The organism is Pseudoalteromonas sp. BDTF-M6, assembly GCF_018334135.1.
Lineage (GTDB): Bacteria > Pseudomonadota > Gammaproteobacteria > Enterobacterales > Alteromonadaceae > Pseudoalteromonas.
On the sequence record NZ_JAGXTQ010000004.1, the window covers coordinates 156,409 to 180,480 of the forward strand.

At 49.6% G+C, this 24,072-nt stretch carries 17 protein-coding genes and 1 tRNA gene; 12 read left to right on the top strand and 6 right to left on the bottom strand.

Annotation, left to right across the window (positions count from 1 at the left end; translation table 11 throughout):
- Positions 1-3: 3 nt before the first annotated feature.
- From KD147_RS10595 to KD147_RS10620, 6 genes are all read left to right on the top strand, one after another.
- Entirely contained in the window at positions 4-1,020 is a 1,017-nt protein-coding gene (locus KD147_RS10595) for an AraC family transcriptional regulator (RefSeq protein ID WP_212547840.1), read from the top strand.
- A gap of 283 nt (positions 1,021-1,303) precedes the next feature.
- The gene (locus KD147_RS10600; RefSeq protein ID WP_212547841.1) at positions 1,304-5,053 is read left to right on the top strand and encodes a S8 family serine peptidase; all 3,750 of its coding nucleotides are present in this window, start codon (positions 1,304-1,306) and stop codon (positions 5,051-5,053) included.
- 157 nt (positions 5,054-5,210) lie between these two features.
- Entirely contained in the window at positions 5,211-5,927 is a 717-nt protein-coding gene (locus KD147_RS10605; protein WP_212547842.1) for an HNH endonuclease family protein, read from the top strand.
- 728 nt (positions 5,928-6,655) lie between these two features.
- Complete coding sequence (locus KD147_RS10610) at positions 6,656-7,027, top strand: cation transporter (RefSeq protein WP_212547843.1); 372 nt, start codon at positions 6,656-6,658, stop codon at positions 7,025-7,027.
- Between the two features lie 52 nt (positions 7,028-7,079).
- Positions 7,080-8,588: a thymidine phosphorylase family protein gene (locus KD147_RS10615; protein ID WP_212547844.1), complete on the top strand. Its 1,509-nt coding sequence runs from the start codon at positions 7,080-7,082 to the stop codon at positions 8,586-8,588.
- 8 nt (positions 8,589-8,596) lie between these two features.
- Positions 8,597-9,499, top strand: coding sequence for a ribose-phosphate diphosphokinase (locus KD147_RS10620; RefSeq protein WP_249319192.1), 903 nt, complete (start codon positions 8,597-8,599; stop codon positions 9,497-9,499).
- Positions 9,500-10,207: 708 nt separating this feature from the next.
- On the opposite strand, the gene KD147_RS10625 is transcribed toward KD147_RS10620, so the two are convergent.
- A tRNA-Leu gene (locus KD147_RS10625) sits at positions 10,208-10,292 on the bottom strand.
- On the opposite strand from KD147_RS10625, the gene KD147_RS10630 reads away from it, so the two are divergent.
- Together KD147_RS10630 and KD147_RS10635 are read left to right on the top strand one after the other, a co-directional pair.
- Positions 10,267-10,569 carry a hypothetical protein gene (locus KD147_RS10630; protein ID WP_105188217.1) on the top strand — a complete coding sequence of 101 codons (303 nt, stop codon included), beginning with the start codon at positions 10,267-10,269 and terminating at the stop codon, positions 10,567-10,569. The genes KD147_RS10625 and KD147_RS10630 overlap by 26 nt on opposite strands.
- Positions 10,570-10,582: 13 nt before the next feature.
- Positions 10,583-11,083 (top strand): RDD family protein, encoded by a 501-nt coding sequence (locus KD147_RS10635; RefSeq protein ID WP_212547846.1) that lies wholly within the window; start codon positions 10,583-10,585, stop codon positions 11,081-11,083.
- A gap of 393 nt (positions 11,084-11,476) precedes the next feature.
- Here KD147_RS10635 and lptG read toward each other — a convergent pair whose 3' ends face one another.
- Both lptG and lptF read right to left on the bottom strand, forming a co-directional pair.
- Positions 11,477-12,541 (bottom strand): LPS export ABC transporter permease LptG, encoded by a 1,065-nt coding sequence (gene lptG, locus KD147_RS10640; RefSeq protein ID WP_105188219.1) that lies wholly within the window; start codon positions 12,539-12,541, stop codon positions 11,477-11,479.
- Positions 12,538-13,650, bottom strand: a complete 1,113-nt coding sequence (gene lptF, locus KD147_RS10645) for an LPS export ABC transporter permease LptF (protein WP_105188220.1) — start codon at positions 13,648-13,650, stop codon at positions 12,538-12,540. Before lptF ends, lptG begins: the two co-directional genes overlap by 4 nt.
- A 247-nt stretch (positions 13,651-13,897) precedes the next feature.
- On the opposite strand from lptF, the gene pepA reads away from it, so the two are divergent.
- The 4 genes from pepA to KD147_RS10665 all read left to right on the top strand — a co-directional run bounded on the left by pepA (position 13,898) and on the right by KD147_RS10665 (position 20,377).
- Complete coding sequence (gene pepA, locus KD147_RS10650; RefSeq protein WP_105188221.1) at positions 13,898-15,412, top strand: leucyl aminopeptidase; 1,515 nt, start codon at positions 13,898-13,900, stop codon at positions 15,410-15,412.
- 116 nt (positions 15,413-15,528) lie between these two features.
- Complete coding sequence (locus tag KD147_RS10655) at positions 15,529-15,963, top strand: DNA polymerase III subunit chi (RefSeq protein WP_212547847.1); 435 nt, start codon at positions 15,529-15,531, stop codon at positions 15,961-15,963.
- Positions 15,964-15,990: 27 nt separating this feature from the next.
- Positions 15,991-18,837, top strand: coding sequence for a valine--tRNA ligase (locus tag KD147_RS10660; protein ID WP_212547848.1), 2,847 nt, complete (start codon positions 15,991-15,993; stop codon positions 18,835-18,837).
- A 211-nt stretch (positions 18,838-19,048) separates the two neighbouring features.
- Positions 19,049-20,377, top strand: coding sequence for a mechanosensitive ion channel family protein (locus tag KD147_RS10665; RefSeq protein ID WP_212548057.1), 1,329 nt, complete (start codon positions 19,049-19,051; stop codon positions 20,375-20,377).
- A 70-nt stretch (positions 20,378-20,447) separates the two neighbouring features.
- On the opposite strand, the gene KD147_RS10670 is transcribed toward KD147_RS10665, so the two are convergent.
- The 3 genes from KD147_RS10670 to KD147_RS10680 form a co-directional block, all read right to left on the bottom strand.
- The gene (locus KD147_RS10670) at positions 20,448-20,768 is read right to left on the bottom strand and encodes a hypothetical protein (RefSeq protein WP_105188223.1); all 321 of its coding nucleotides are present in this window, start codon (positions 20,766-20,768) and stop codon (positions 20,448-20,450) included.
- 140 nt (positions 20,769-20,908) lie between these two features.
- A complete protein-coding gene (locus KD147_RS10675) occupies positions 20,909-22,168 on the bottom strand; it encodes an outer membrane protein transport protein (protein WP_105188224.1) in 1,260 nt (419 codons plus the stop codon).
- A gap of 590 nt (positions 22,169-22,758) precedes the next feature.
- Positions 22,759-24,000: a cyclic di-GMP phosphodiesterase gene (locus tag KD147_RS10680; RefSeq protein WP_212547849.1), complete on the bottom strand. Its 1,242-nt coding sequence runs from the start codon at positions 23,998-24,000 to the stop codon at positions 22,759-22,761.
- Positions 24,001-24,072: the final 72 nt, after the last annotated feature.

A 24,072-nucleotide genomic window follows, 5' to 3' on the forward strand; every position in this document is an offset into this window, starting at 1 on the left:
CCCATGCCCTATTATGCCCGCATCGGCTCTCTCACCGGCTATCCCGAGCTGGTAGAGCGGCTTGGAGGTGACCCTTGGGACCTGTTGTCACAGGTATGCATCTTGCCAAGGCAATTTACCGATCCGGATCTAATGATCCCCTACAAGCAAATTGCCGAGCTCCTGGAAATGACCGCCACGCAATTGCAGCTCCCCTATTTCGGCGCCCAGTTAGGACAAGAGCAGGGCCTAGCAACGCTGGGCTTGATCGGTGCCTACATAGTGCAAAAGCCGACCTTGCTGCAAGCTCTTGAATGCGGCGCCAAGTATGCCCAACGCCATGCTCAGGGGGTCAACCTGACTTTGGGCGCGCCAAGTGCTGATCAGTGCGAACTGGCCGTTAACCTGCAAATCAATCATCACCAGCAATACACACAAATCTGCCTGCTAACCCTGAGCCTGATACTCAGCGTATTGAAAGACATGCTCGGGGCCCACTGGCAACCCCACCATATTGGCTTTAAACAGCATCTGCCCCTGGCCGCCAAACTGGCGCTGGAGCAACTGCTCGGTTGCCCGGTACAAGGCAGTTGTCGCAAAGACAGCATTGTTTTTAATGCCGATATTCTCAGCCAGCCGCCACTACAGCAGGCCAACCTGCTCGCCGAGATCGTTGAGAGTCAATTTCAGGGTTTTCAGCTACAACAGCATGTCGACTATGTAGTGCTAACCCGTCACGCCATTAACATGCTGCTGCCCACAGGCGATTGCAGCAAGGAGAGCATAGCCAAGAGCCTGGATCTGCACCCGAAAAAGTTAGAGCGCCTGTTAAGTGAACAACACACCTCCTACCGGGATCTGCTGGAACAAGTACGCAAGGATGTGGCCCAACAGGTTCTGACAAGCCAACGCCCAAACCTCACTAACTTAGCGCTAAACCTAGGTTATTCGGAGTTTTCGGCGTTTAGCCGCAGTTTTAAGAGCTGGTTTGGTATGTCGCCGACGCACTATTTGCAAACAATCAACAATAGTAAAAAGTAAGCATCAAACGCTTATGCAAGGCTAAAAACCGAGTTCATATCAAAAAATTAACTTTCTGTTTTTAAGGAAAAACAGGAAAAACAGGAAAAACAGGAAAAACAGGAAAAACAGGAAAAACAGACAAAATGACACACAAAAGGTACAAAATCGTACATTAAATGAATTGCAACAAAACCCCTCCCACCGGTAACTTTTTGGCAACAAAACGAGGTTATCGGCAACACTTTTCACCTAAAGCCAACTGCTCGATTAACCATGAGCGTCACCAAAACAGGAACCAGTCATGACTCGACTATTCAACAAATCCCGCCTAGCAACGTTAATGATGCTAGCCATGGGAGGCTCCGCCCAAGCAGCCACCGAGCTTTCCCCTGCAGAATTACAATTTACCCTGATCACCGGCGAAAAAGTCAGCGCAGTTGTAAAACCGGATGGTCAACTAGGCGGTATTCGCCTGCACGATGAAAATGGTCAAGAGCAGTTAACCAGCGTGTTTCGCAGAGGCGACAGCCAGTATGTGTTAACCGCCAAGTCGCAAAATTTGGTTGATAACCACGGCGTTGACCTAGAGCTGTTTAACATCACCAAATTACATCAGTCCGGCTACGATGATGCCTCAACCGATAAGCTCCCGGTTATTGTCGAATACACGGACGGCACCCTTGCGGGCAGCGCCACGCCCACCACCTTTGAGGGTGTCTCACTCACCGGTGAGCTGGAAATTATTGACAGCGCCGCCTTTGCCATCAGCAAAGACAAGGCTGCACAAGTTTGGCAAAGCTTTAGCAGCGACAGCCGCATCAAAGGCGTCTGGCTTGACGCCATGGTACAAGCACATAAAACCTCACAAGGCAGCGCCACGCTGACGCCTACCGTGCCGCTAACCGGCGCCTATGGCCCACTGGCGGCACAATACAATGGTACCGGTGTGAAAGTGGCCGTACTTGATACAGGTTATGACACCAGCCATGCAGATCTTGTCGGCCAGGTCATTGCCGAACGTGATTTTATTTGGCCTTTTAACAAGGTTGACGACTTCAACGGCCATGGTACCCATACCGCCAGCACCGTTGCCGGTAATGGGGCGGAATCAAATGGCCTATGGGCGGGCGTTGCGCCGGGCGCAGACTTAATCGTCGGCAAAGTGTTAAGCGACGCGGGCGGCGGTTCAACCTACGGCATTCTTAATGGCATGCTCTGGGCCGTCGAAGAAGGCGCGCAGGTCGTAAATATGTCTCTTGGCGGCAGTGGCACCAGCTGTTCTGGTCCACTGGTGGATATGGTTGAAGCGTTAAGCGATAAAGCCCTATTCGTTATTTCTGCAGGTAACAGCTTCACTCGTGAAACAGTTGGTATTCCAGGATGTGCGCCAAGCGCATTGACCGTAGGTGCACTGGATCGTGAAAACAACACCGCCTCCTTCTCATCACGTGGTCCGTCGCCGGATGGCCACTCGGCAAAACCTGATATTGCCTCACAGGGTGTAGATGTTGTTGCCGCCGCTTCAGGTGGTACCGGTGCCACCGCCTATAAGGCGCTGTCAGGCACTTCGATGTCGGCGCCTCACGTTGCCGGTGGTGCAGCCATCGTCATGCAGGCACGTCCCGACTTATCACCACAAGAAGTAAAACAAATACTGACCTCTTCTGCCGTTGAATCCGATGCCCATGTACTTGAGCAAGGCGCAGGTCCAATGGATATCAACCGTGCCGTAGCACAAGCGGTCATCGCTGCTCCCAACAAAGAGCTGGGTATGTTCCGCCATGGCGATGGTTCAAGCTATACAGAGGCGCAAGTCACACTCGAAAACCTGTCATCAGAAGACATCACCCTGAAACTAAGCCTGGATTTAATCGGTGAAGACGGTATCACCAAGCTGCCTGCTACCTTTGCCGGCCTAGGTGAAAAAGAAATCACCATCGCCGCCAATAAAACGGCGCAGCTACCGGTGTGGGTTAACCCCGAAATTGCCCTACGCGACGGTGCCTATGGTGCTATTACGGGTAAGATCATTGGTAAAACGGTAGGAACAGACGATGAGCAGGTGATTGTGCCTATCTCATTCTGGATTGACCAACCGCAAGTGACCTTAGATCTCAATGTGACCGACCGTCGTGGCATGCCCGCTTCGTCACCTTCTAAGGTCTATCTAATCAATGAAGAAGACGATTGGGGTCGCTATATACAACTTCGCAATGGCCATGCCAGTGTAAGCGTACCTAGTGGCGATTACACCGTGGTTGCCCATATCATGACCTTTGATAACGACAGCACCACCTCGGGTTTAGTTGAGTCGGCCACCATGATGGCGGATCTTGATGCCAAGCTGACCACAGATCGCCAGCTTCAGTTTGATGCCCGCGATGCCCGAGAAGTAACCTTTAAGGCGAGTAAGCCATTAGCTACTCAAGGCTTCTCATTCGGCTTCACCTATGCCCTGGACGACAGTAAAAACGCCAAGCTGGCCGCTTATGATCTAGCCCCGGATTACGTCAACAACATGTACGCCTGGTCGCAAGGCCATGACAGCCGCTTCCGCTCATTTGTTACCACCCGTGCAGTGGCACCAGAAACAGAGCTACGCACCCAAGGTGGTTTAGTGCTGGACTATGTAAACCAAGGCGAGGCATTGTCATTCCACGGTGAAGGCAGCGTCGAAGTGGTTGCCGTTGGCGAAGGCGACTACAGCACCGATTGGAGTCAATTTGATCTCGAAGGCAAAATAGCCCTTATCTCTCACCCATACTATGTCACCTCTTACATGGTGCGTAACGCCATGAATGCCGGTGCCATTGGTGTTATTCACTATCGTGGGGGAAGCCATGGTCGTTACAAGGGCAGCATCAGTGGCACACCACGCGTGCCTGTGATTAATATCAGCGCCGAGCAAGGCGAACTATTGGCCGCAGAAGTGGAAGCAGGTAACAACCGCATCAGCTGGTCGGGTATTGCCGCCGAACGCTCACCCTATGCCTATTCGATTAACCACATTACCGATGGTGCGATCGAGTCTGGTCAAATCGTGTTGCAAGAACAAAAGATGCGAAAGGTCACCGCCCAATATCATTCACAGAATGACGAGCGTCCGGCCTGGACAGATGTTATGGCCATGACCCGGAGCACTGGCGAATTCTACTCAACCGGTAGCCCGCAAATGATCATGTTGCCCGTGGAGCGCGAAGAGTATTACAGCGCCACAACTAAGAACGCCTGGACCAATATCGTTATGCCAAGCAGCCGTTTAGGCTCAAATGGTGGTTACTTCGATGGCCCTCGCGTAATGACAGAAGGTGAAGAGCAGACAAGCTGGTTTAAAGGTCCGCGTACCGGTGCCCTACTAACCAACGGCTCGGCAATGGTCGCCCGTCAGACCAACCTGCTTTACTTCCGCTTCGCCACCTTTGGTGATGGCGCAGGTCACGACGGTACCTCAGGTTTCAATGGCAGCTCGGCGGTTGGCGTCAAGTTAGACGGTCAATCGGTTTTCCCGAACAACGGTATGCTTGAAGTACCGCACAGCAATGCCGAAGTTGAACTGACTACCCAGTACTATGCCCGTGGCGTAGGTGAGCGCTCACCTATTAGGGATAACCTGGGCTCATTCTTCCGTGGCGTATACAGCTTCAATACCCATAGTGAAACTCAGGGTCGCCAGGCAGTATTAATGCCGACCTATGATTTTCCGGTGGATATTGAGAACAGCGTGCCTGCGGGTGAAGCCTTTAAGATCGCCTTGGGCGCCAAACTTGACTCAGCAGAAACGGTCTCGCTGAGCGAAGTAAGCGTGCAATATGCTTTTGGCGAGCACTGTTTACCGGAAGGTGTGTCGGCGTACAGCTACTGCCCTGTGTCAACGCGCCTACCTGAAAGCGCATGGCAACAAGCAACCGTATCAATGGTGGATGGTCAGTGGACAGCAACCCTACCAAACAATGGTGCCGCCGGCGAATTTGTTCACCTACGTGTGCAAATGACCGATTCATCTGGCAGCACGGCGTCTCAAACCATGATGCGTGTATACATGCTTGATTAACCCCTTTGTTGGTTCACAACCACAAACCACCTTGTTCTTGTAGCAAGGTGGTTTTTTTGCTTTAGGGCGGCACCTTCAACCCCGCTTTGAGTGGTGACTTGGCAATGAAAATACTTTATTGTGCGGACAAGCATTTTTTGACTCTACAAGCAGTTATATGAGCCAAGCAGTAGTTACCTCAACCTTTTTTGCGACCATCCTGTTATTCACTCTCCCCGCCTGCCAAGCGGAAACGGTCAAAATGTCGAAAAGTGGCATTTGCCATACTCCCGACTCCGCCCACTACCAGCGCACCACAAGCTTCACAACCTATGCCGATGTACCCAGTTGCCTCGATGCAGGCGGCCGCTTACCCAAAGGCTATGGGCAAGAAAAGATCGCCCCTCGTGCCCGTGGTGAGTACAACCGCGATGACTGGCCCCATTGGTTGGATGAAGATAATGACTGCCAGGACACCCGCGCCGAGGTGTTAATTGCCCAATCACAGGCTCAGGTAAGCTTTAACGAACAACAGCAATGTCGGGTTACATTAGGTGCCTGGACGGATCCCTATTCGGGTAAGCAGTTTACCAGTGACGATGACTTGGACATCGACCATATAGTGCCGCTCAAGTTTGCCAGCGAGCACGGCGGTGCCCATTGGAGTCGCAGCGAAAAGGCACGCTTTGCCAACGACATGGACAACCTGCTCGCCGTAGACGACGGCCTAAATCGCTCCAAGGGCGCAAAGGGCCCAACCGAGTGGCTGCCACCCAAACATGACTACCGCTGCGAATACCTCGCCCGCTTCAATGCGGTGATGACCAAGTATCGCTTAAACTACACCGCGCAGGAGCAACGCACCCTAACGAAAATGCGTAGTGCGTGTAGCTAGCAGGAATAACCGCAAAAGTGGGTTAATAATCACAGCCTTGCTCGAAAACTGCTTAACGCTTTCGTTACACAGATGGACCCTGCGGGCAGGGCCCCCCGCCACTTTCGAAGGCCTCTCGCTGACGGGCAAAATGGCAACCATCGCCTAACGGACACCTTCCCCTTCTTCAGGTGTGCGCTTGATACCATAGCGCCCTTAACATTATTGGCTAACCAGGGCGCAGTGGCGTTTTTTCGTCTATCTCAGCAAACGATCACCTAATTTACTCCTTGATTTAAATCAGCACTTGGCTTGAACCATTAGCGTAATATTTTCCAAGGCCTGACGAAGATGCTCATCTTATTGCCATTTGTGATAACTGGTGATGTTGCCATAGCGCAATCATCCTCCTATTTCCACTAGCTAATCACAATCTAATTATCCAAAAGCATAGGGAATTACTTGACCTGTGCCTGAGGCTCGGGTCTAAGCTTTATGTAGGAGTGCAAAACTGAAAAGCCAATAGGAAAGTCGCCAAGCCGGCAAAAAGGCTTGCAACCATGACTAACAAGTTAAGGTATTACACGCTGTTGACATCACTGAGCCCAGTTAAGTCTGTTAACGGTCTTATGCAGAGTAGAGATATCAAGGCCCTAGCTTAGATTAAGTAAGCACTAATCCTGGCTTTAACCTGGCGCGCATCAATGAAGAACAACAGCAAGGTTTTCACTCATATTAGGAGATAAATTATGAGCGATGTAGATCATAGAGTTGGCGTCAAAGAGCATAACTTAGTTGTTCGAAACCTGAAATTAAGAAATGTTACCGAAGAGAACAGTGACGCATTAGTTTCTGAAATAGATAAGGTTTTTGGGATAGATGAAGTAAGTTACAACATAAAAAACGGTGAAATCCACCTTGCCTATGATGCTACTCATATTGATCTGGACGGTATTGAAGAAGTGATCAGAAAACATGGAGCTGATTTGCATGATGACTGGTGGACCCATACTAAAGAGAGCTATTACAAATTTGTCGACCAAAATGTTAAGGACAATGCCAAACATAAGCCTTGGAGTTGTCATCAAGTGCCTACAAAAGCAAACCGGAAACAAAAGTAAACTCACTGGCTAAGAGCTTGCTAACTAAAAAGACGTAAAGCAGGGGGAAGCGATGAAAATTAAAAAGTATACCCTTAAAGCATATGCAATGGGGATTGATACCCACCAAGAGCCTATAGTGTACATGCGCCAGGATTGCCTTATTTGTCACTCGGAAGGCTTTAGCTCAAACGCTCGCGTGCTTTTAGAGACAAACAATAAGGAATTAATTGCCACATTGAATGTTGTTCGAAATGAAAAGTTAGCACCAGATCAGATAGGCCTCTCTGATATTGCAATGGCTCAATTAGATACGTTTGCAGGCCAACACCTAACCATTTCTCATGCCCCTGTTGTTAGCTCGTTAGGCTTTGTAAGGAAAAAAATCCTTGGTTTAGAGTTAGATAAAAAAGAAATAACGCAAATTATTGAAGACATAAGTAAGCACAGATATACCGACATTGAAATTGCGAGCTTTTTAAGTGTTTGTGCGGGAAAAAGACTCAGTATCGATGAAATTGTTTATTTAACTCAGGCAATGGTGAGTTGCGGCAAGATACTGCAATGGGAAGAGCATGAAAAAGTTTTTGATAAACATTGCATAGGAGGACTTCCCGGAAATAGAACAACCCCCATCCTAGTGTCTATCGTCAGCGCCGCAGGATTAATCATTCCCAAAACTTCCTCCAGAGCAATCACCTCCCCCGCAGGCACAGCAGATACCATGCAAACCTTAACCGATGTCAGTTTAAGCATGCAGGATATTAAACGCGTAGTAGACAAAACGGGAGCCTGTTTAGTCTGGGGAGGAGCGGTCAATCTTAGTCCCGCAGACGATGTACTGATCCGCATAGAGCGCTCATTAGATCTGGATGGTGAAGGCCAGTTGATTGCCTCTGTTTTGTCAAAAAAGATTTCCGCCGGTTCGACCCATGTACTAATAGATATACCCGTCGGTGAGACGGCCAAAGTCCGTTCCCAAGAAAATGCCGCACGGCTAGCCAGGCTGTTTACTCAGGTGGGTCAGGCTTGTGGCATTAATGTGCGGTGTCTTATAACGGACGGTTCAAAACCTGTTGGCCAAGGCATAGGCCCGAGCCAGGAAGCGAGCGACATTTTAGCCGTGTTAGGCTGTAAAAAGGATGCGCCTATGGATTTAAAAGAGCGCTCATTGATTTTAGCGGCAAATTTATTTGATTTAGACAATGGACAAGGCATAGAGGCTGGGTTGGAAAAGGCAAAATCAATCCTAGAAAGCGGTCAAGCATTGACTCAGTTTAATAAAATTCGAGCGGCACAGGGCCAAATCAAGGAACTTACCTCGGCTCGGTATAACCATCAAGAAGTTGCTAACAAGAGCGGCTTTGTGAGCCATATCGATAACCGCAAACTTGCCCGGTTGGCTAAATTGGCAGGGGCACCATTTTCCTTGAATGCCGGTTTAAGACTGCATGTGAATGCAGGGAGCAAGGTGGTAAAAGGCGAGCCTTTGTTTACTATTTTTAGTAACAGCACCGGAGAGTTAAGTTATGCGCTTGATTTCTATCAGAACAACTCTGACATCTTTAATATTCAGGAATGAAAAGTGTAATGAGTAAATCAATGATCTTTTCTTTAAATTCTGAGCCCTTAGTTGCAAGCCTAAGCAAGCAATTAGATTGTCCGATCGGCGCATATAATTCACGTGATTTTCCCGATGGCGAGTCTTATCTTCGCATCCAGAGCAAGGTGAAGAATTGTCATTGCATTGTTGTTGCTGACTTATCCCACCCCAACGAGAAATATTTACCGCTTATTTTCCTGCTTGATACATTAAAAGACTTGGGTGCTAAATCCGTTGGCTTGGTAGCCCCTTATCTGAGTTATATGCGCCAGGACAAGCGCTTTATCGACGGTGAGGCCATTACTTCAAAAGTATTTGCTCAGTCGCTTTCTAACCACATAGATTATTTAGTGACTGTGGATCCGCATTTACATCGCTACCACTCCCTGGATGAAATATATTCCGTGCCAAATGTGGTGGTGCAAGGCGCACCTTTACTTGCGAACTGGTTAAAAGGCCAGCCAAACTTGTTTCTGGTTGGCCCCGACTCAGAGAGCGAACAGTGGATAAGTAGCATAGCCAAAGTAAGTGGCCATGCCTACGTTATTGGACAAAAGAATAGACAAGGCGATCGCGATGTTGAGGTAAGGCTGCCGGACTTAGGTGCTCACGAGGGCCAAACCGCGGTGATCATAGATGATGTCATTTCGAGCGGACACACGATTTTAAGCTGCATTGAGGCCTTAAAAAAATATAATGTTGAAGAGATTAAATGCGCCGCAGTGCACGGTATTTTCGCTGATGGCGTAGATGTGCGCTTGATTGCTGCAGGCTTGTCTGAGCTTATCACTACGAATTCCATCACCCATCCCTCAAATGCCGTCGACATTGCTCCCATACTGGCAGAACCCATACTAAGCTGTTTGGCAAAACTGGAAGGGAAACCGTAAAGAAAGCCATATTACCGAGACTGTACAGGCACACTATATAGCAGCAAGGATCTCTCCCAGGATTGCCATTACAACGAAGAAGATCAGCAGCACTTTTAAAGTTTTTTCTGATTTATGAAGAGGCTTGCCCAAACATAACCATGCTATCCCCAACACAATCGCTAACGGAGGAAAAGCAAGGATTAATAGTATGAAAATTATAAATTCCATCATAACTCCATGAGCTTTTAGTGGATAATCCTACATACCTCCATAGAACGTATTCACAAAGCCCTGTAGCTTTTCAGCAAGCCTGGGGATTACATACTTGTGTTGCAATACACTGGGTGGCTTTTCCATTTTAGCAACGATTTCTTCCCTTGGCGGTTTCTGTTAGCTGAAAATCATGCGCTCAACTAAGGCTTTTAAGCTGTCAGGAATGAAGTGCTCTTATTCTGCCATTTGCTGGGTCGCGTTCTCCATCAGCAGGCTTATAAAGCTCGTCCGTGGTCTAGCCTGTTTTACTTGGGTATTCGTAAGCGGGGTGACGATTTTAGCCATAGTTAAGTAGTACAACTTGTATAAAAACCAAACTGTACTACTAAATGTACTACTAAAATTACTGAATGTCCGTAGATGTGGTTGATTTATTTTGGACATAAAAAAAGCCCAATTTTCTAATATATATCAGAAAGTTTGGACTCATCTGGTTCATATCGAACCGAAAAGTGGTACCAGTGGGCGGACTTGAACCGCCACGCCCGAAGGCAACGGATTTTGAATCCGTCATGTCTACCAATTCCATCACACTGGCATCTTTTTTCTTTAACCTTCTCAGCGAGAAGATAAAGAAAAACCACTTCAGAGCAAAGGCTTTTTTTATTTGCCCTCATCTCTATGCCCAGCATTATACAAAGAATGATAAGCGCGGCAAGCGTTTTATGTTATTAATGTGTCAACTGCCGATTATTCAACCAAAGCGGGCTTTTAACCTATCTCACATCTATAACAATGGCCAACGCCCCAAAGTCAAAATGGAAAGCGTCGCCTTTGTAATCACCCTTTGTTACACTGTCGCCGATTTTGTTTGAGAGAAATAACATCATGTCTTTGAATTCTGCGCCTGCGGGCATTGGTCGTCGTCTCGCTTCACTTATTTATGACGGCTTAGTGGTTATTGCCTTTGCCATGCTGACCACCGTGGTCTTTCTGCTATTAGTGCAAGGTGGTGTCTCCTTAGGCTGGATTGCTATGGGCGAGGCCGAAGATGTGGCCGCGCTGATCCAACAAAATACCATCCTCTATGTAATTCGCGATATTCTCTTAGTGCTGGTAAGCATTAGCTTTTTTGGCTATTTCTGGAGTAAAAGCGGACAGACGATAGGCATGCGCGCCTGGCGCTTACAGGTACGCCGTTTAGACGGGTCATTGCCCACATTTTGGCAAGGTGCCTGGCGCAGTTTAGCCGCCCTACTCGGCCTCGGGAATCTTCTGGTTTTAGTGGATTTTAAAAATAAGCGTGCGCTACAGGACTACCTGTCAGGCTGTGAAGTCGTGACCCTATCGAAAGAAGAAAATAAAAAGGTCTATCGCGCCTTAGATTAAGACCTGACATTTCAGAGCGGCCATCTGCGCCGCTCTAATCGTAGGTCAGGCTTTGCCGCCCTAGATAGCAGTAGTTGAGCAATGCAGGTGCAATTGCCAAGAGTCCGACAAACAAGCTCTCAACTTCCTTGACGGCGCAACGCGCCGACCTGTAACCGCTCTTTCATTCAATCTAAACGCTTTCTGATCGCGGCGCTCGTTGTGTAGCATAGCAGCGCTATGTAAACAGCGAGCAACAAAGAGCAGGATGCGTTTAGGCAGTATCAGCCAAAATAATAGAGCATGACGAGCGCTGGAAGTACAAGGCAAAAATGATCGAAATGCCGCAGTTTCCATAGAGCAAATGAGGACCTTGAGACCATTTTTAACGCCGTAATTGTGAGCGCAGTTGCTTTAATTGCGGCGTTTGAGTAGGTAGCTGGCAAACACAATAAAGAGTAGGCTCGGCAGCACGGCACCAATAAAGGCCGGGATCTGATATACGGTCACTATCGGCCCGAAGATGCGGTCGGTTAGGTGGAACACGATACCCGTTATCACCCCCATAACAATACGCGCGCCCATGGTCACGGTACGCAGCGGCCCGAAGATAAAGGATAACGCCACCAATAGCATTACCGCCAACGCCACCGGCTGCATAATCTTGCGCCAAAGGGCGAGCTCATAGGTGCTGGTATCCTGATCATTTTGCTTTAAATACTGCAAATAAGACCAAAGACCACTGAAGGACAGGGTTTCCGGCTTCACCGAGACCACCCCTAGTTTTTCCGCGGTTAACTGCGAGGCATAAAAGTATTCGTCCTGAGTCTGCTCACTGATTTGCAGATCCGACATAAGTAAGGTTCTAACATCACGCAGCATCCAACCGCCATCACGGTTAAACCCTTTGGCCGCAAAGGTCACCCGCTGCAGTTGCAGTTCCTTATCAAAGTGATACATGCGAATGCCATTTAACTGGCCTTGTTGATCAACGTCTTCGATATTAATAAAGACATCGCCGTCTTTGGCCCATACCCCTTGCTGTGCGCTAAACACCTCGCCCCCGTAGATGGCCTGCGATCGCAGTTGCTTGGCGGTTTGCTCAGCCTTGGGCACTCCCCACTCGGCCATGGCCATCATCAACAGGGCCATAACAATGGCGGTTTTCATTACCGAGCCGATGACCTGCAGGCGTGACATACCGGCGGCTTGCATCACCACCAGTTCGCTGTTGGAGGCCAGCGCCCCTAAACCGGTCAAACCACCGATTAACGCCGCCATAGGGAAGAACACCACCACGTCGCCAGGAATACTATACAGGGTGTAGAGCATGGCATCTATGATGTCATAATTGCCGCGCCCGACCGATTTCAACTGTTCGATAAATTTTATCAGGGTGCTGATGCCGACCAAAACCAACAGGGCAAAGCCCGTGGTCTGCATTATGCTACGGCCTAAATACCAGTCTAATGTCTTCATGCTGTGGCACCTCTGCGCTTAAAGCTGGCGCGCAACCAGGCACCCAAGGGGCGTCCCTTAATAATCAAAAATGCACCTATAAATAAAGCACTTAAATGCACCCACCATAAGCCGGCAGAAACCGGGATTTTGCCATCTTCGAGGGCAAACTTGGCGGCATTGAGTAAGATAAAGTAACCCAGATACAAGGCAATGGCTGGCACCAGCTTGGCAAACTTACCCTGGCGCGGATTAACCACACTCAGCGGCACCGCAATCAAGGTCAACAGAGGAATGGATAAGGGAATGGCCAGACGCCACTGAAACTGCGACACAGCCTCGTTACTATCTTGTTTTAACAACTCTGAGGTGGGCACGGCTTCAAGCCTACGACGCTGATGCTCGATGGCCTGTTCGCGGATTTGCACCTGATAGCTGTCAAAATCGGTGCGCTGCACATCAAGCCCCTTGTCTTTTAATTCCACGCGCTGACCCTGACTGAGGATCAGCTGTTGCTCGCCGTTTTCATGCTCTTCTACCTGACCCATGTCGGCATAAACAATCAGCGACTTTTGTACATCTTCGCCGCGCAGCAACTGGGCAACAAAAACGCGATTAAGGACCCGGCCACCGTTATCGATATTGTGAATAAAGACCACGGCTTTTTCGTTACCGGTTTCTTGGAAACGCCCGGCTCGCAGAGCCGACAGACCGGCTTCGGCCTCGGCGCGTTCTTTAAGCTGATATTCTTTTTCGCTGGCCCAGGGCGCCAGGTAAAGGGTCATGGCACCGGCTAAAATAGCCAGCACGGTACTGGAGATCAAGGTTACCCGCACCACATACCATTCACTGACACCACAGGCCTTCAGTACGGTCATTTCGCTGTCGGCATACACCCGACTATAAGCGAGGATAATACCTAGGAATATACTTAGAGGGAGAATCAAGGACGCCAGTTGCGGCAACTTTAAGGCAACCACAGAAAGCACCAATTTTGCTGGAATACTGCCCTCAGAGGCATCGCCTAAAATGACAACGAATTTTTGACTCACAAATATCGTCATGAGGGTAACAAAAACAGCCACCTGCGACTTCAAAACTTCTGCGGTTAAGTATCTAAAAATCAGCAATGTGCGCCCCTAAAAACGTCGTGTTTCACTGGCATAGTGGGAAAATTTGAGTAAACTAGTTATTTTAGTCACTTTATTATATGTCAAGCGGATCAAATATCCTACCTAAGGCATGTAATTGTCTACACTTTAGTTTAGTGGATTGAGCAAACCGTAAATAGTTCACTGGCATATTATAAGTACTTACTCGGTCTGTTGCCGCACAACACACTGGGAGTACCGATTATTACTCTAATTAGGAGTCACAATGGAATTTAGCGTAAAGAGTGGAAGTCCAGAAAAACAGCGCAGCGCCTGTATCGTGGTAGGTGTTTATGAACCACGTCGATTATCACCCATTGGTGAGCAGCTGGACCAGATCAGCGAAGGCTATATTTCGAATCTTTTGCGTCGCGGCGACCTTGAAGGCAAGCCGGGACAAACCCTGTTACTACACCATGTACCTAATGTGCTAAGCGAGCGCGTTCTTCTGGTTGGCTGTGGTAAAGAACGCGAACTAGATGACAAACAATATAAACAAATCATCTCCAAAACCATCAATACCCTAAACGAAACCGGGGCGATGGAAGCCGTTTGTTTCTTAACCGAACAGCATGTTAAAGGCCGCGACACCTATTGGAAGGTTCGCCAGGCGGTAGAAACAACCCAGGATTGCCTGTACACCTTCAACGAATTGAAAAGCAAAAAGAGCGACCCACGTCGACCGCTGCGTAAAATCGTCTTTAACGTCCCAACCCGTCGCGAGTTGACCATAGGTGAAAGCGCCATCGAGCACGGTTTAGCCATAGCTTCAGGCGCCAAGCTGTGTAAAGACGTGGCCAACATGCCGCCAAATATCTGTAACCCGCGTTATCTGGGCGAGCAGGCAAAGTCTCTTGAAACGGAATTCGACAAGGTCACGGTGAACCTGGTTGGCGAGAAAGAGATGGAAGAGCTGGGCATGCACTCATACCTGGCCGTTGGTCGCGGCAGCGCCAATGAGTCGGTGATGTCGGTGATTCACTACAACGGCGGCGTTGAAGATGCGGCGCCTATCGTGCTTGTGGGTAAAGGCCTGACCTTCGACTCGGGCGGTATTTCAATTAAACCAGGCGAAGGCATGGATGAAATGAAGTACGACATGGGCGGTGCTGCCGGTGTTATCGGTACCATGCGCTCAATTGCCGAGATGAATCTGCCCATTAACGTCATTGGCGTCTTAGCCGGCTGTGAAAACATGCCAGGCAGCAACGCCTACCGCCCGGGCGATATTCTTACCACCATGTCGGGACAAACCGTTGAGGTACTTAATACCGACGCCGAAGGCCGTTTAGTACTGTGTGATGCCCTGACCTATGTTGAAGCCTTTGAGCCAGACACAGTGATTGACGTGGCCACCCTGACCGGCGCCTGTATCATCGCCCTGGGTGCCCATGCTACCGGCATGCTGTCAAACCACAACCCGCTGGCCCATGACCTGCTTAAAGCAGGTGAGCAAAGTGGCGACCGCGCCTGGCAATTGCCATTGTGGGATGACTACCACGAACAGCTGGAAAGCCCGTTTGCCGACTTCACCAACCTGGGTGGTCGCGCAGCAGGTACCATCACCGCAGCCTGCTTTTTGTCTAAATTCACCAAGAAGTACAACTGGGCGCACCTGGACATTGCCGGTACGGCATGGCGCAGTGGCGGCAAGAACAAGGGCGCAACCGGTCGTCCGGTGCCTATGCTGACCCAGTATTTAATTAATCGCGCTGGTGTTTCGGAAAGCCCGCAAGATTAATCTTTCGAATTAATCAGCCTTAGCATGTTTAAGCCCCTTTTATAGGGGCTTATTCATTGATGCAAACAGCCGATTGTGTCAAAATTGGCGGATTAACGAGCCGCGTAGAGGACGCAATGCACGCGTTATTTTACCTGCTAGAGCATGCCGATGAGCCGGGCCATGAAGTGCCGGCTCATTTTGATCTTGGCGCCCGCCTTGCGGCGGAGCAATACCGCCAGGGCAAAAGGGTGTTTATTTTTGTTGATAATCGTGACGATGCGCACCTTATCGACCAGCATTTATGGGCGTTTGACGCCGATAGTTTTGTGCCCCACAACCTTCAAGGCGAAGGCTCTCGTGGCGGCGCCGCTGTAGAAATCGGACAAACACCGCCGGTTGCCAAGCGCACCGTGCTAATTAATTTAGCCTCCACGGTGCCCGATTTTATACGCCGCTTCGACACCATTTTGGATTTTGTGCCCGCCGATGAGCGACGCAAACAAATGGCACGAGCAAAATACAAGCAGCTTCGCGATATTGGCGCGCAGCTAAGCACACAAAAAGTTTAGATAGAATTTAGTTAAAGGTTCTGGGCAATGGATAAAACCTACAATCCGCAAGATATTGAACAATCCCTCTATCAAGAGTGGGAAGAAAACGGCTACTTCAAACCAAGTGGCGAAGGCGACGCGTACTCGATTATGATCCCGCCGCCAAACGTCACCGGTAGCCTGCACATGGGTCACGCGTTCCAGGACACCATTATGGATACCTTGATCCGCTTTAAGCGCATGCAAGGAAACAACACCCTATGGCAGGTGGGTACCGACCACGCCGGTATCGCCACGCAGATGGTTGTTGAGCGCAAGCTGGCCGCGGAAGAAGGTAAAAACCGCCACGATCTGGGCCGCGATGCCTTTATCGATAAGATTTGGGAATGGAAAGAACAATCCGGCGGCACCATCACCAAACAGCTTCGTCGCCTTGGCGCCTCGGTTGACTGGGACCGTGAACGCTTCACCATGGACGATGGTCTGTCTGAAGCGGTGAAAGAAGTTTTCGTACGCCTGCACAAGGAAGATTTAATCTATCGCGGTAAGCGCCTGGTAAACTGGGATCCAAAGCTGCACACGGCTATCTCTGACCTGGAAGTAGAGAACAAAGACAAGCAAGGCCACATGTGGAACCTGCGCTACCCGCTTGCTGATGGCGTAACAACCAAAGACGGTAAAGACTACATAGTCGTAGCAACAACACGTCCAGAAACCATGCTGGGCGATACCGGTGTGGCGGTCAACCCGGATGACGAGCGTTACCAGGACCTTATCGGTAAAGAAATTCTGCTTCCTATCGTAAATCGTCGCATTCCTATCGTCGCCGACGAGCATGCCGATATGGAAAAAGGCACGGGTTGTGTGAAAATCACCCCGGCACACGACTTTAACGATAACGAAGTAGGTAAACGCCACCAGTTGCCAATGATCAACGTATTCAACAAGGATGCGGCGATTCTAAGCGAAGGTGAAACCTTTACCTTCGACGGTAAGCCTCTTGAGCTGGATGCACCAATTCCTGAGCGCTTCCACGGCCTAGACCGCTTTGACGCCCGTAAGCTGGTTGTTGAAGAGTTTGAGCAAGCTGGTTTACTGGAGAAAATCGACGACCACAGCCTAACCGTTCCTTACGGCGACCGCTCTGGTGTTGTTATTGAGCCGCTGCTTACCGACCAATGGTACGTGCGTGTAGCGCCACTTGCAGAACCTGCAATCAAAGCGGTTGAAGATGGCGATATCCAGTTCGTACCTAAGCAGTACGAAAACATGTACTTCGCCTGGATGCGCGATATCCAGGACTGGTGTATCTCGCGTCAGCTTTGGTGGGGTCACCGTATCCCGGCATGGTACGACAACGACGGCAATGTCTACGTTGGCCGCGATGAAGCCGAAGTGCGCCGCGACAACAATTTGAGCGATGATGTAGCCCTAAGCCAGGACGAAGACGTACTGGATACCTGGTTCTCATCGGCCCTGTGGACCTTCTCTACCCTGGGCTGGCCAAACAAGGTTGAAGACTTAAAAGTATTCCACCCGTCGAACGTCTTGGTAACCGGTTTTGACATCATCTTCTTCTGGGTTGCCCGTATGATCATGATGACCTTGCACTTCATCAAAGATGAAGATGGCAAGCCACAGGTACCATTTAAAACCGTTTATGTAACCGGCCTTATCCGTGATGAAAACGGCGACAAGATGTCCAAGTCTAAGGGTAACGTACTTGACCCACTGGACATGATCGACGGTATCGACCTGGAAAGCCTGGTAACCAAGCGTACCGGCAACATGATGCAGCCGCAGCTGGCACAGAAGATCGAAAAGAACACCCGTAAGACATTCGCCGACGGCATTGAGCCGCACGGTACGGATGCACTGCGCTTTACCCTGGCAGCCATGGCCTCAACCGGCCGTGATATCAACTGGGACATGAACCGTCTTGAGGGTTACCGTAACTTCTGTAACAAGCTATGGAACGCAAGCCGTTACGTGCTGATGAACACCGAAGAGCAAGATTGTGGCTTCAACGATGCAGAGCGTGAATACTCGCTGGCGGATCGTTGGATCCAAGGTCAGTTCCAGCAAACAGTGAAGACCTTCACCGAGCACCTGGATAACTACCGTTTTGACCTTGCTGCCAACACCATTTATGAGTTCACCTGGAACCAGTTCTGTGACTGGTACCTAGAGCTAACCAAGCCGGTATTGTTCAAGGGCAACGAAGTACAACAACGTGGTACGCGTCATACGCTGATCACCGTACTTGAAGGCCTACTGCGCCTGATGCACCCATTGATGCCTTACATCACTGAAACCATCTGGAAGCGTGTCGCACCCATTGCCGGTATCGAAGCAAACACCATCATGCTGCAAGCCTTCCCGCAGTTCGATGAGAGCAAGGTAGATGCAACGGCCATGGCCGACCTGGAGTGGGTAAAGCAATTCATCGTCGCTATTCGTAACATCCGCGGTGAGATGGACATCAGCCCAAGCAAGCCGCTGAATGTTCTACTTGCTCATGCAGGTGATGAAGATATTCGTCGTCTTGAGCAAAACCGTAATTTCTTAAGCTCGCTGGCGAAGCTTGAAGAAGTAACCGTACTTGCAAACGCCGACGAAGCGCCGGCCTGTGCCACCGCCTACGTTGGCCAGTTGGAGATCATGATCCCCATGGCAGGTCTAATCGACGTTGAAGCCGAGCTGGCCCGTATCGCTAAGCAGCTTGAAAAGGCGCAAAAAGGCTTAGAACAGGTTGAGAAAAAGCTAGCTAATGAGAAATTCGTAAGCAACGCGCCTGAAGCGGTACTGGAAAAAGAAAAGTCTAAACTTGCTGAATTCAGTGATGCGAAAGCGAAACTACTTGAGCAAAAAGCAAAAATCGAAAGCCTGTAAATTAGTCTTTTGAACGAACTTAAAAACGCGAGCCCAGGCTCGCGTTTTTTGTGCCCGAAGAAAAGGTCACTACACTAAATGTTTAAAAAACAACCTTTTGCTTTTTCGTTTTATCATTTTAGACCTAAGATTATATTTACTATCAAAGTGCCTTGGTTGATATAGCAGAGCAAGTATGGCGGCAACAAAAGAGACTGCGAACACATTGAGCCTGACCTCAGAGTCTTTAACTACAGCATTGAAGGATTATTTTGTTGTCGCTCAGGACGCTTTAACCAGCATGGGGTTCATCGTCCAGCTGGCAATCATACTGACCATCTATCTCTGCTCATTTCTCATCGCAGCCAAGCTTCGTAGAAAGGTCACGCCCGCCAAAGAGCCCTCCGCGAGCGGTGCCCATGCCCTGGAATTTGTTGTCAACAAGCTGCTGGCCGTGGTCTACCCCATGCTGGCCATCTCATTTCTGACGCTCTCTTTGCTTCTGGGGGAGCAATATGAGATTGATACCTGGTTAATCAATGCGGTGTTAATTATCGCCGTGTTGCTGTTTTTAAACACGGTTGTTCGTGCCGTGGTAGACGGCGAACACATTGCCGCCTTTATGCGCTGGGTGGTGTTACCCTTGGTGTTCCTGCACCTCGTAGGGATACTCCCACACATTATCGCCGTGCTGGAAACCATCGCGGTCACCATTGGCAACGTTGAAGTTTCTTTTTATGGTATCGGCCGCGTCTTAGTGTTCGGCGTGATCCTGTTTTGGCTGGGCAAAGCCTTTAGAATGACGGGTAAGAAGCTAATACGTAATCAAAAAAAGCTGGATGTCACCACCAAGGAAGTCTTTACCAAGGTGTTTGAGGTCGCCCTCTTCTGTGTCGGCTTTCTTTTGCTCCTCAACATCATGGGTATCAACCTTACGGCACTTGCGGTATTTGGTGGCGCTCTAGGTGTGGGCCTGGGGTTGGGCCTGCAAACGATTGCCTCAAATTTTATTTCCGGCATTATTATCCTGGTGGATCGCTCATTAACCATAGGCGACTTTATAGAGCTAGAAGACGGCAGCAAGGGGTTTGTTCGGGAGTTTCGCATGCGTTATACGGTGTTGGAAACCTATGACGGCAAAGACATACTCGTCCCCAATGAAAAGTTTATCAATTCCCTGATGACCAACTGGACCCACAAGGACCCCAAACAGCGCTACCGCATTGATTTTAGCGTCGCCTATAAAACCGATATCCGCGCCATGTGCGAGATCATAAAAGAAGCCGTTGCCAAGCACCCTCAGGTTATCAGCGGCGAGGATATCCCCTTTGAAGAGCGTCCCGATTGTGAAATCGACTCATTCGGAGATTTTGGTGTGAATATGTTCGTCGAGTTTTGGATGTTCGGCATTGATGATGGCAAAAACCGTGTCGGTGGTGACCTGTTGCTAATCGTATTTGAAACGCTGCGAGCGCATAATATTGAGATCCCATTCCCACAAAGAGAGGTGCGCATACTCGACGATGCACCACCTTCTATGACCAATACCACGCCCAAGTAGCCACATTGACTCAAAGCCCAAAACGCAAAAACGCGAGCCTGAGCTCGCGTTTTTTTATTCTCTCTAAAGCCTAGCGGCCTAAGATGGAGACAATTTCTCGGGTATTTTTAATTAAGCGGATAATGCGATTATCCACTTCAATGGAAATAATACCATCGCGACCATGGGTGTCGATTACACGACCACGGCGGTAGATATCATAATCAAGGATGTCACCCTGGTGATATTTTTTGTGCCAACCCGGAGGCAATGAGCCACCGTTATCAACTTTCTTTTGCAGACCAGGTGGTAGACTGCCTTTGCCCTTACCCTTGTCTTTGTGATCTTTGGCCTGGGCCATTCCCGTCACTAGGCTAAGGCCGATTACGGCAACACATAAATAGCTTTTCATACCAATATCCCTTGTTAAGTCTTTCATTTAGCCTAACAATTTATAATGAACAGACCATGAAGCGTCAACACCTCTCTCGCAACACGCACAAAAAAGCCAAGCAGATGCTTGGCTTTTTCTTATCATAGTTTCTACAAGGCTTAGAAGCTGTAGTTGTACTGAGCACCGAATAGGTAGGCATTACCTTCGGATTCAAAGCCCCATTGCTGACCAAGCTCATCGCTCTCAACAAAGCTCTGTTTTTTACCACGGATAATGCTGGCGCCCAGGTCCACACTTGAGGCTTCATCCAGCTGCCACTCGGCGCCGAATGAGAACCAGAAGCGATCGGTGTCCGGGATAGAAATTGACAGGTGCTGTTGTGATACCGGCGACTCGTCAAAGGCTAAACCGGCGCGCAATTTAATATCGCTGTTAAGCTGATAATCACCACCGATGGCAACACGAATTGAGTCAGAGAAGTCTTCCTGCTTTTCAAATACCGGCTGCTCAACGCCTGGTACAAAGGCTTCCAGCTTGTCGAAGCTGCTCCAGCCGGTCCATACCACGCTGTAGTGCAGGCCGTATTCCTTGTTCAACTGGTGTGAGCCCGAGAACTCGGCGATCGCAGGCAGAGTTAGCTCTAGTGAACCTGGCAGCTCACGGCCCTCAAGACCACCAAAGGCGGCAGGAAGCGAGTTGCGGTATTCACCATCGAAGGTCAGGTCGGTTTCGCTGCGGTAGTGGAAACCTAAACGGTTATAGTCATCCAGGCTATAAGCCACACCCAGGTTCCAGCCAAAACCCGTGTCATCACCCTCAAGGTGCGCTGCTTCAAGGCTGGTAGGGGCACCAAGGGGGTTAGCACCCAAGGTACGCTTTACCTTGGCATCGGCATAAATATGGTTCACGCCCAGGGCCAGGGTCCAGGCCTCGTCAAGCTGATAAGCCACCGACACATTGGTGTTGATGGTCACAATTTCGGTTTCACCAGCGATCTGACCGGCGACATAGTCACCAGCAAACTCGGTAGACAGGCCAAAGTTTGAGAATACGCCAAAGCCCAGGCTTACCTGCTCATTCAGCGGCATAGTAAAGTAACCGGCCGGGATCACCGCGCTTGGCGCAATGCTGCTGTCATCAAGCAACTCGGCGTCAAGGCCATTGTTGGTGCTCTCACCCTCAAGGCTTACATCCGGTTTTACGTACATGGCGGCGATGCTTAGCTGCGCTTTGTCAAACTGCGACATAAGCGCTGGGTTGCGGGCAACCACAGAAGCGTCATCTGCAACCGCCGCTTCACCGGCGTAGGCACGGCCCAGGCCTGAGACATTCTGCTCTGCCAACTGGAAGGCAGCGGCAAAAGATTCGGTTGATAATAGCGCCAAGGATGCCGCTAAAAGGGTCTTTTTAAATTGCATACTTCATTCTCATTGTTATCTTTTTAACTGGCATACACTACATGATCCAATGATAAAAATCTGTTAATTTTGGTTAACAACGCGTAATTTAAAGGCAAAGTTTCGCATTTTTATATCAAAGTTAACACTGGTATGTCCACGCCCAATCAATTGATAATAAATCTCATTTGCATTGACTAAATAAACTCAGTGGTTACACTATTGCCATTATCAATCTGCAGGGCCAGTTATGTTTTACATACTTGCACTTCTCATCGGGGCATTGAGCTTATGTGCCTTTGGCGTCCTTGCCTTGATACGCGCCTGCTACTGCGCCTGCGCACGCCAGGGGCAATGTGATAACCCCGTTGGCAAATACTGGCTGCTGGGCATAGTCAGCCAGCTGGCAAGTTTAGGAGGCTGTGCCTTGGCGCTGCATAGTCACCTTGGCTCTCTGGCCTGGTTTTTAATGATTACCGGTTGCTTAGGAGGCACCTATCTAATGAATCCGCTGAAGCTTCGGCTGCAAGCACGACTGAGAGTGAGCTCAATTGCAAGGAAGCGCGTTAAAGAGACGGCAAGGAGCAACCGACCTAGTTATAGGCCAGGGGTTAAGGCAGTAAATGCTCCTTAAGCAACCGAGCCGGGTTAAGATCAAAGTCGCTACCGCAGGTGGACGCAGTAATTTTAATATCATCCTTGGTGCGGCTCAGGTCGATATCTTTTGGAGTAATATGATGGCGATGTAGAGTATTGTAAAACACCCGCACCTTAGGGCGAATGGGATTGTCGCTGTTGCCCTGCACCACGATGGCCAAACGCTCATTAGTCAACTGCACCAGGGTGCCGATTGGATGAATGCCCACGCATTTAATAAAGCGCTGCACCAGGGCCTGATCAAACAAATCTTGCTGTGCCATTAAATAGCGTAAGGCACCAAGGGGCTCCTGCGCCTGTTTGTAGGGCTTATCGGCAATCATTGCCGCATAGACATCGACAATGGCCAGAATACGCGCTTCGCGGGATAGTTTGTCGGCACCGAGACCGCGCGGGTAACCACTGCCATCAAGGCGCTCGTGATGATTGACTATCATCTCCAACATCATACCTGTGATATGCTTTTGCCCTTTGAGCATGCCTAATCCCAGAGCCACATGCTTGCGCACCGCCTTGAGCTCGAGCTCGCTTAAACGGCCCGCCTTTGACAATATGCCCTGTGGCACCTTGGCCAAACCAATATCGTGCAATAAGGCCGCCAGCGCCATTTGCCTGACCTTATTCATCTCATAGCCGAGATACCGGGCAAAAATCGCGGTGAGAATGGCGCAATTGAGCATATGTCGCCAGGTATAGCTTTGCTGGTCGCGCAATAAAGTTAACGCCGCCATGGCATCGGGGTTACGAAACACCGAATCAACAATGGCATCGGCAATATCGCAAAGCAGCTCCAAATTTACCAGCATTCCGGCGCTCAGGTCATGAAACATGGCACGCAGCTTACCCTGGCTTTGTTCATAGCAGGTGCTGGCGATTAAAAATTCCTGTTCCAACGAGGCCTGAGTAGACTCACTTACGCTTACCTTGGCTGGCATGTCTTCGCTGGACTTGGTGGGTGTTTTCGGAGTATCGGATGGTGCGGTGGTAGGCTGCAAATGACGGGGAATGGCCACCTCGCTTTGGGCAAAGTCGACGGTCAATTCCTCCACCCCTTCTTTGTGCAGGCGCGCAATAATAGCGGGGTCGCGGACCATGCCACGGGTTTTGATTTTAATTGCCGCCCCGGCGACCTGCCTATTGACGCGATCGACAAACATGCCGGGCTTTAACTCGCTAATAGGTAAGGAGATCAACATAAAACAGGGCTAGCAATTGAAGGACTGAAAGGACGTTACCACCAACTAATACTTAAAGTCTAGAATTGGTGG

Coding starts and splice junctions, on each gene's coding strand:
- KD147_RS10615 (WP_212547844.1), top strand. CDS start 7,080: ATGAAAATTAAAAAGTATACCCTTAAAGCATATGCAATGGGGATTGAT.
- KD147_RS10675 (WP_105188224.1), bottom strand. CDS start 22,168: ATGCAATTTAAAAAGACCCTTTTAGCGGCATCCTTGGCGCTATTATCA.
- KD147_RS10635 (WP_212547846.1), top strand. CDS start 10,583: ATGTCTTTGAATTCTGCGCCTGCGGGCATTGGTCGTCGTCTCGCTTCA.
- KD147_RS10620 (WP_249319192.1), top strand. CDS start 8,597: ATGAGTAAATCAATGATCTTTTCTTTAAATTCTGAGCCCTTAGTTGCA.
- KD147_RS10610 (WP_212547843.1), top strand. CDS start 6,656: ATGAGCGATGTAGATCATAGAGTTGGCGTCAAAGAGCATAACTTAGTT.
- KD147_RS10655 (WP_212547847.1), top strand. CDS start 15,529: ATGCACGCGTTATTTTACCTGCTAGAGCATGCCGATGAGCCGGGCCAT.
- KD147_RS10660 (WP_212547848.1), top strand. CDS start 15,991: ATGGATAAAACCTACAATCCGCAAGATATTGAACAATCCCTCTATCAA.
- KD147_RS10605 (WP_212547842.1), top strand. CDS start 5,211: ATGAGCCAAGCAGTAGTTACCTCAACCTTTTTTGCGACCATCCTGTTA.
- KD147_RS10600 (WP_212547841.1), top strand. CDS start 1,304: ATGACTCGACTATTCAACAAATCCCGCCTAGCAACGTTAATGATGCTA.
- lptG (WP_105188219.1), bottom strand. CDS start 12,541: ATGAAGACATTAGACTGGTATTTAGGCCGTAGCATAATGCAGACCACG.
- KD147_RS10630 (WP_105188217.1), top strand. CDS start 10,267: ATGTCTACCAATTCCATCACACTGGCATCTTTTTTCTTTAACCTTCTC.
- pepA (WP_105188221.1), top strand. CDS start 13,898: ATGGAATTTAGCGTAAAGAGTGGAAGTCCAGAAAAACAGCGCAGCGCC.
- KD147_RS10670 (WP_105188223.1), bottom strand. CDS start 20,768: ATGAAAAGCTATTTATGTGTTGCCGTAATCGGCCTTAGCCTAGTGACG.
- KD147_RS10680 (WP_212547849.1), bottom strand. CDS start 24,000: ATGTTGATCTCCTTACCTATTAGCGAGTTAAAGCCCGGCATGTTTGTC.
- KD147_RS10595 (WP_212547840.1), top strand. CDS start 4: ATGCCCTATTATGCCCGCATCGGCTCTCTCACCGGCTATCCCGAGCTG.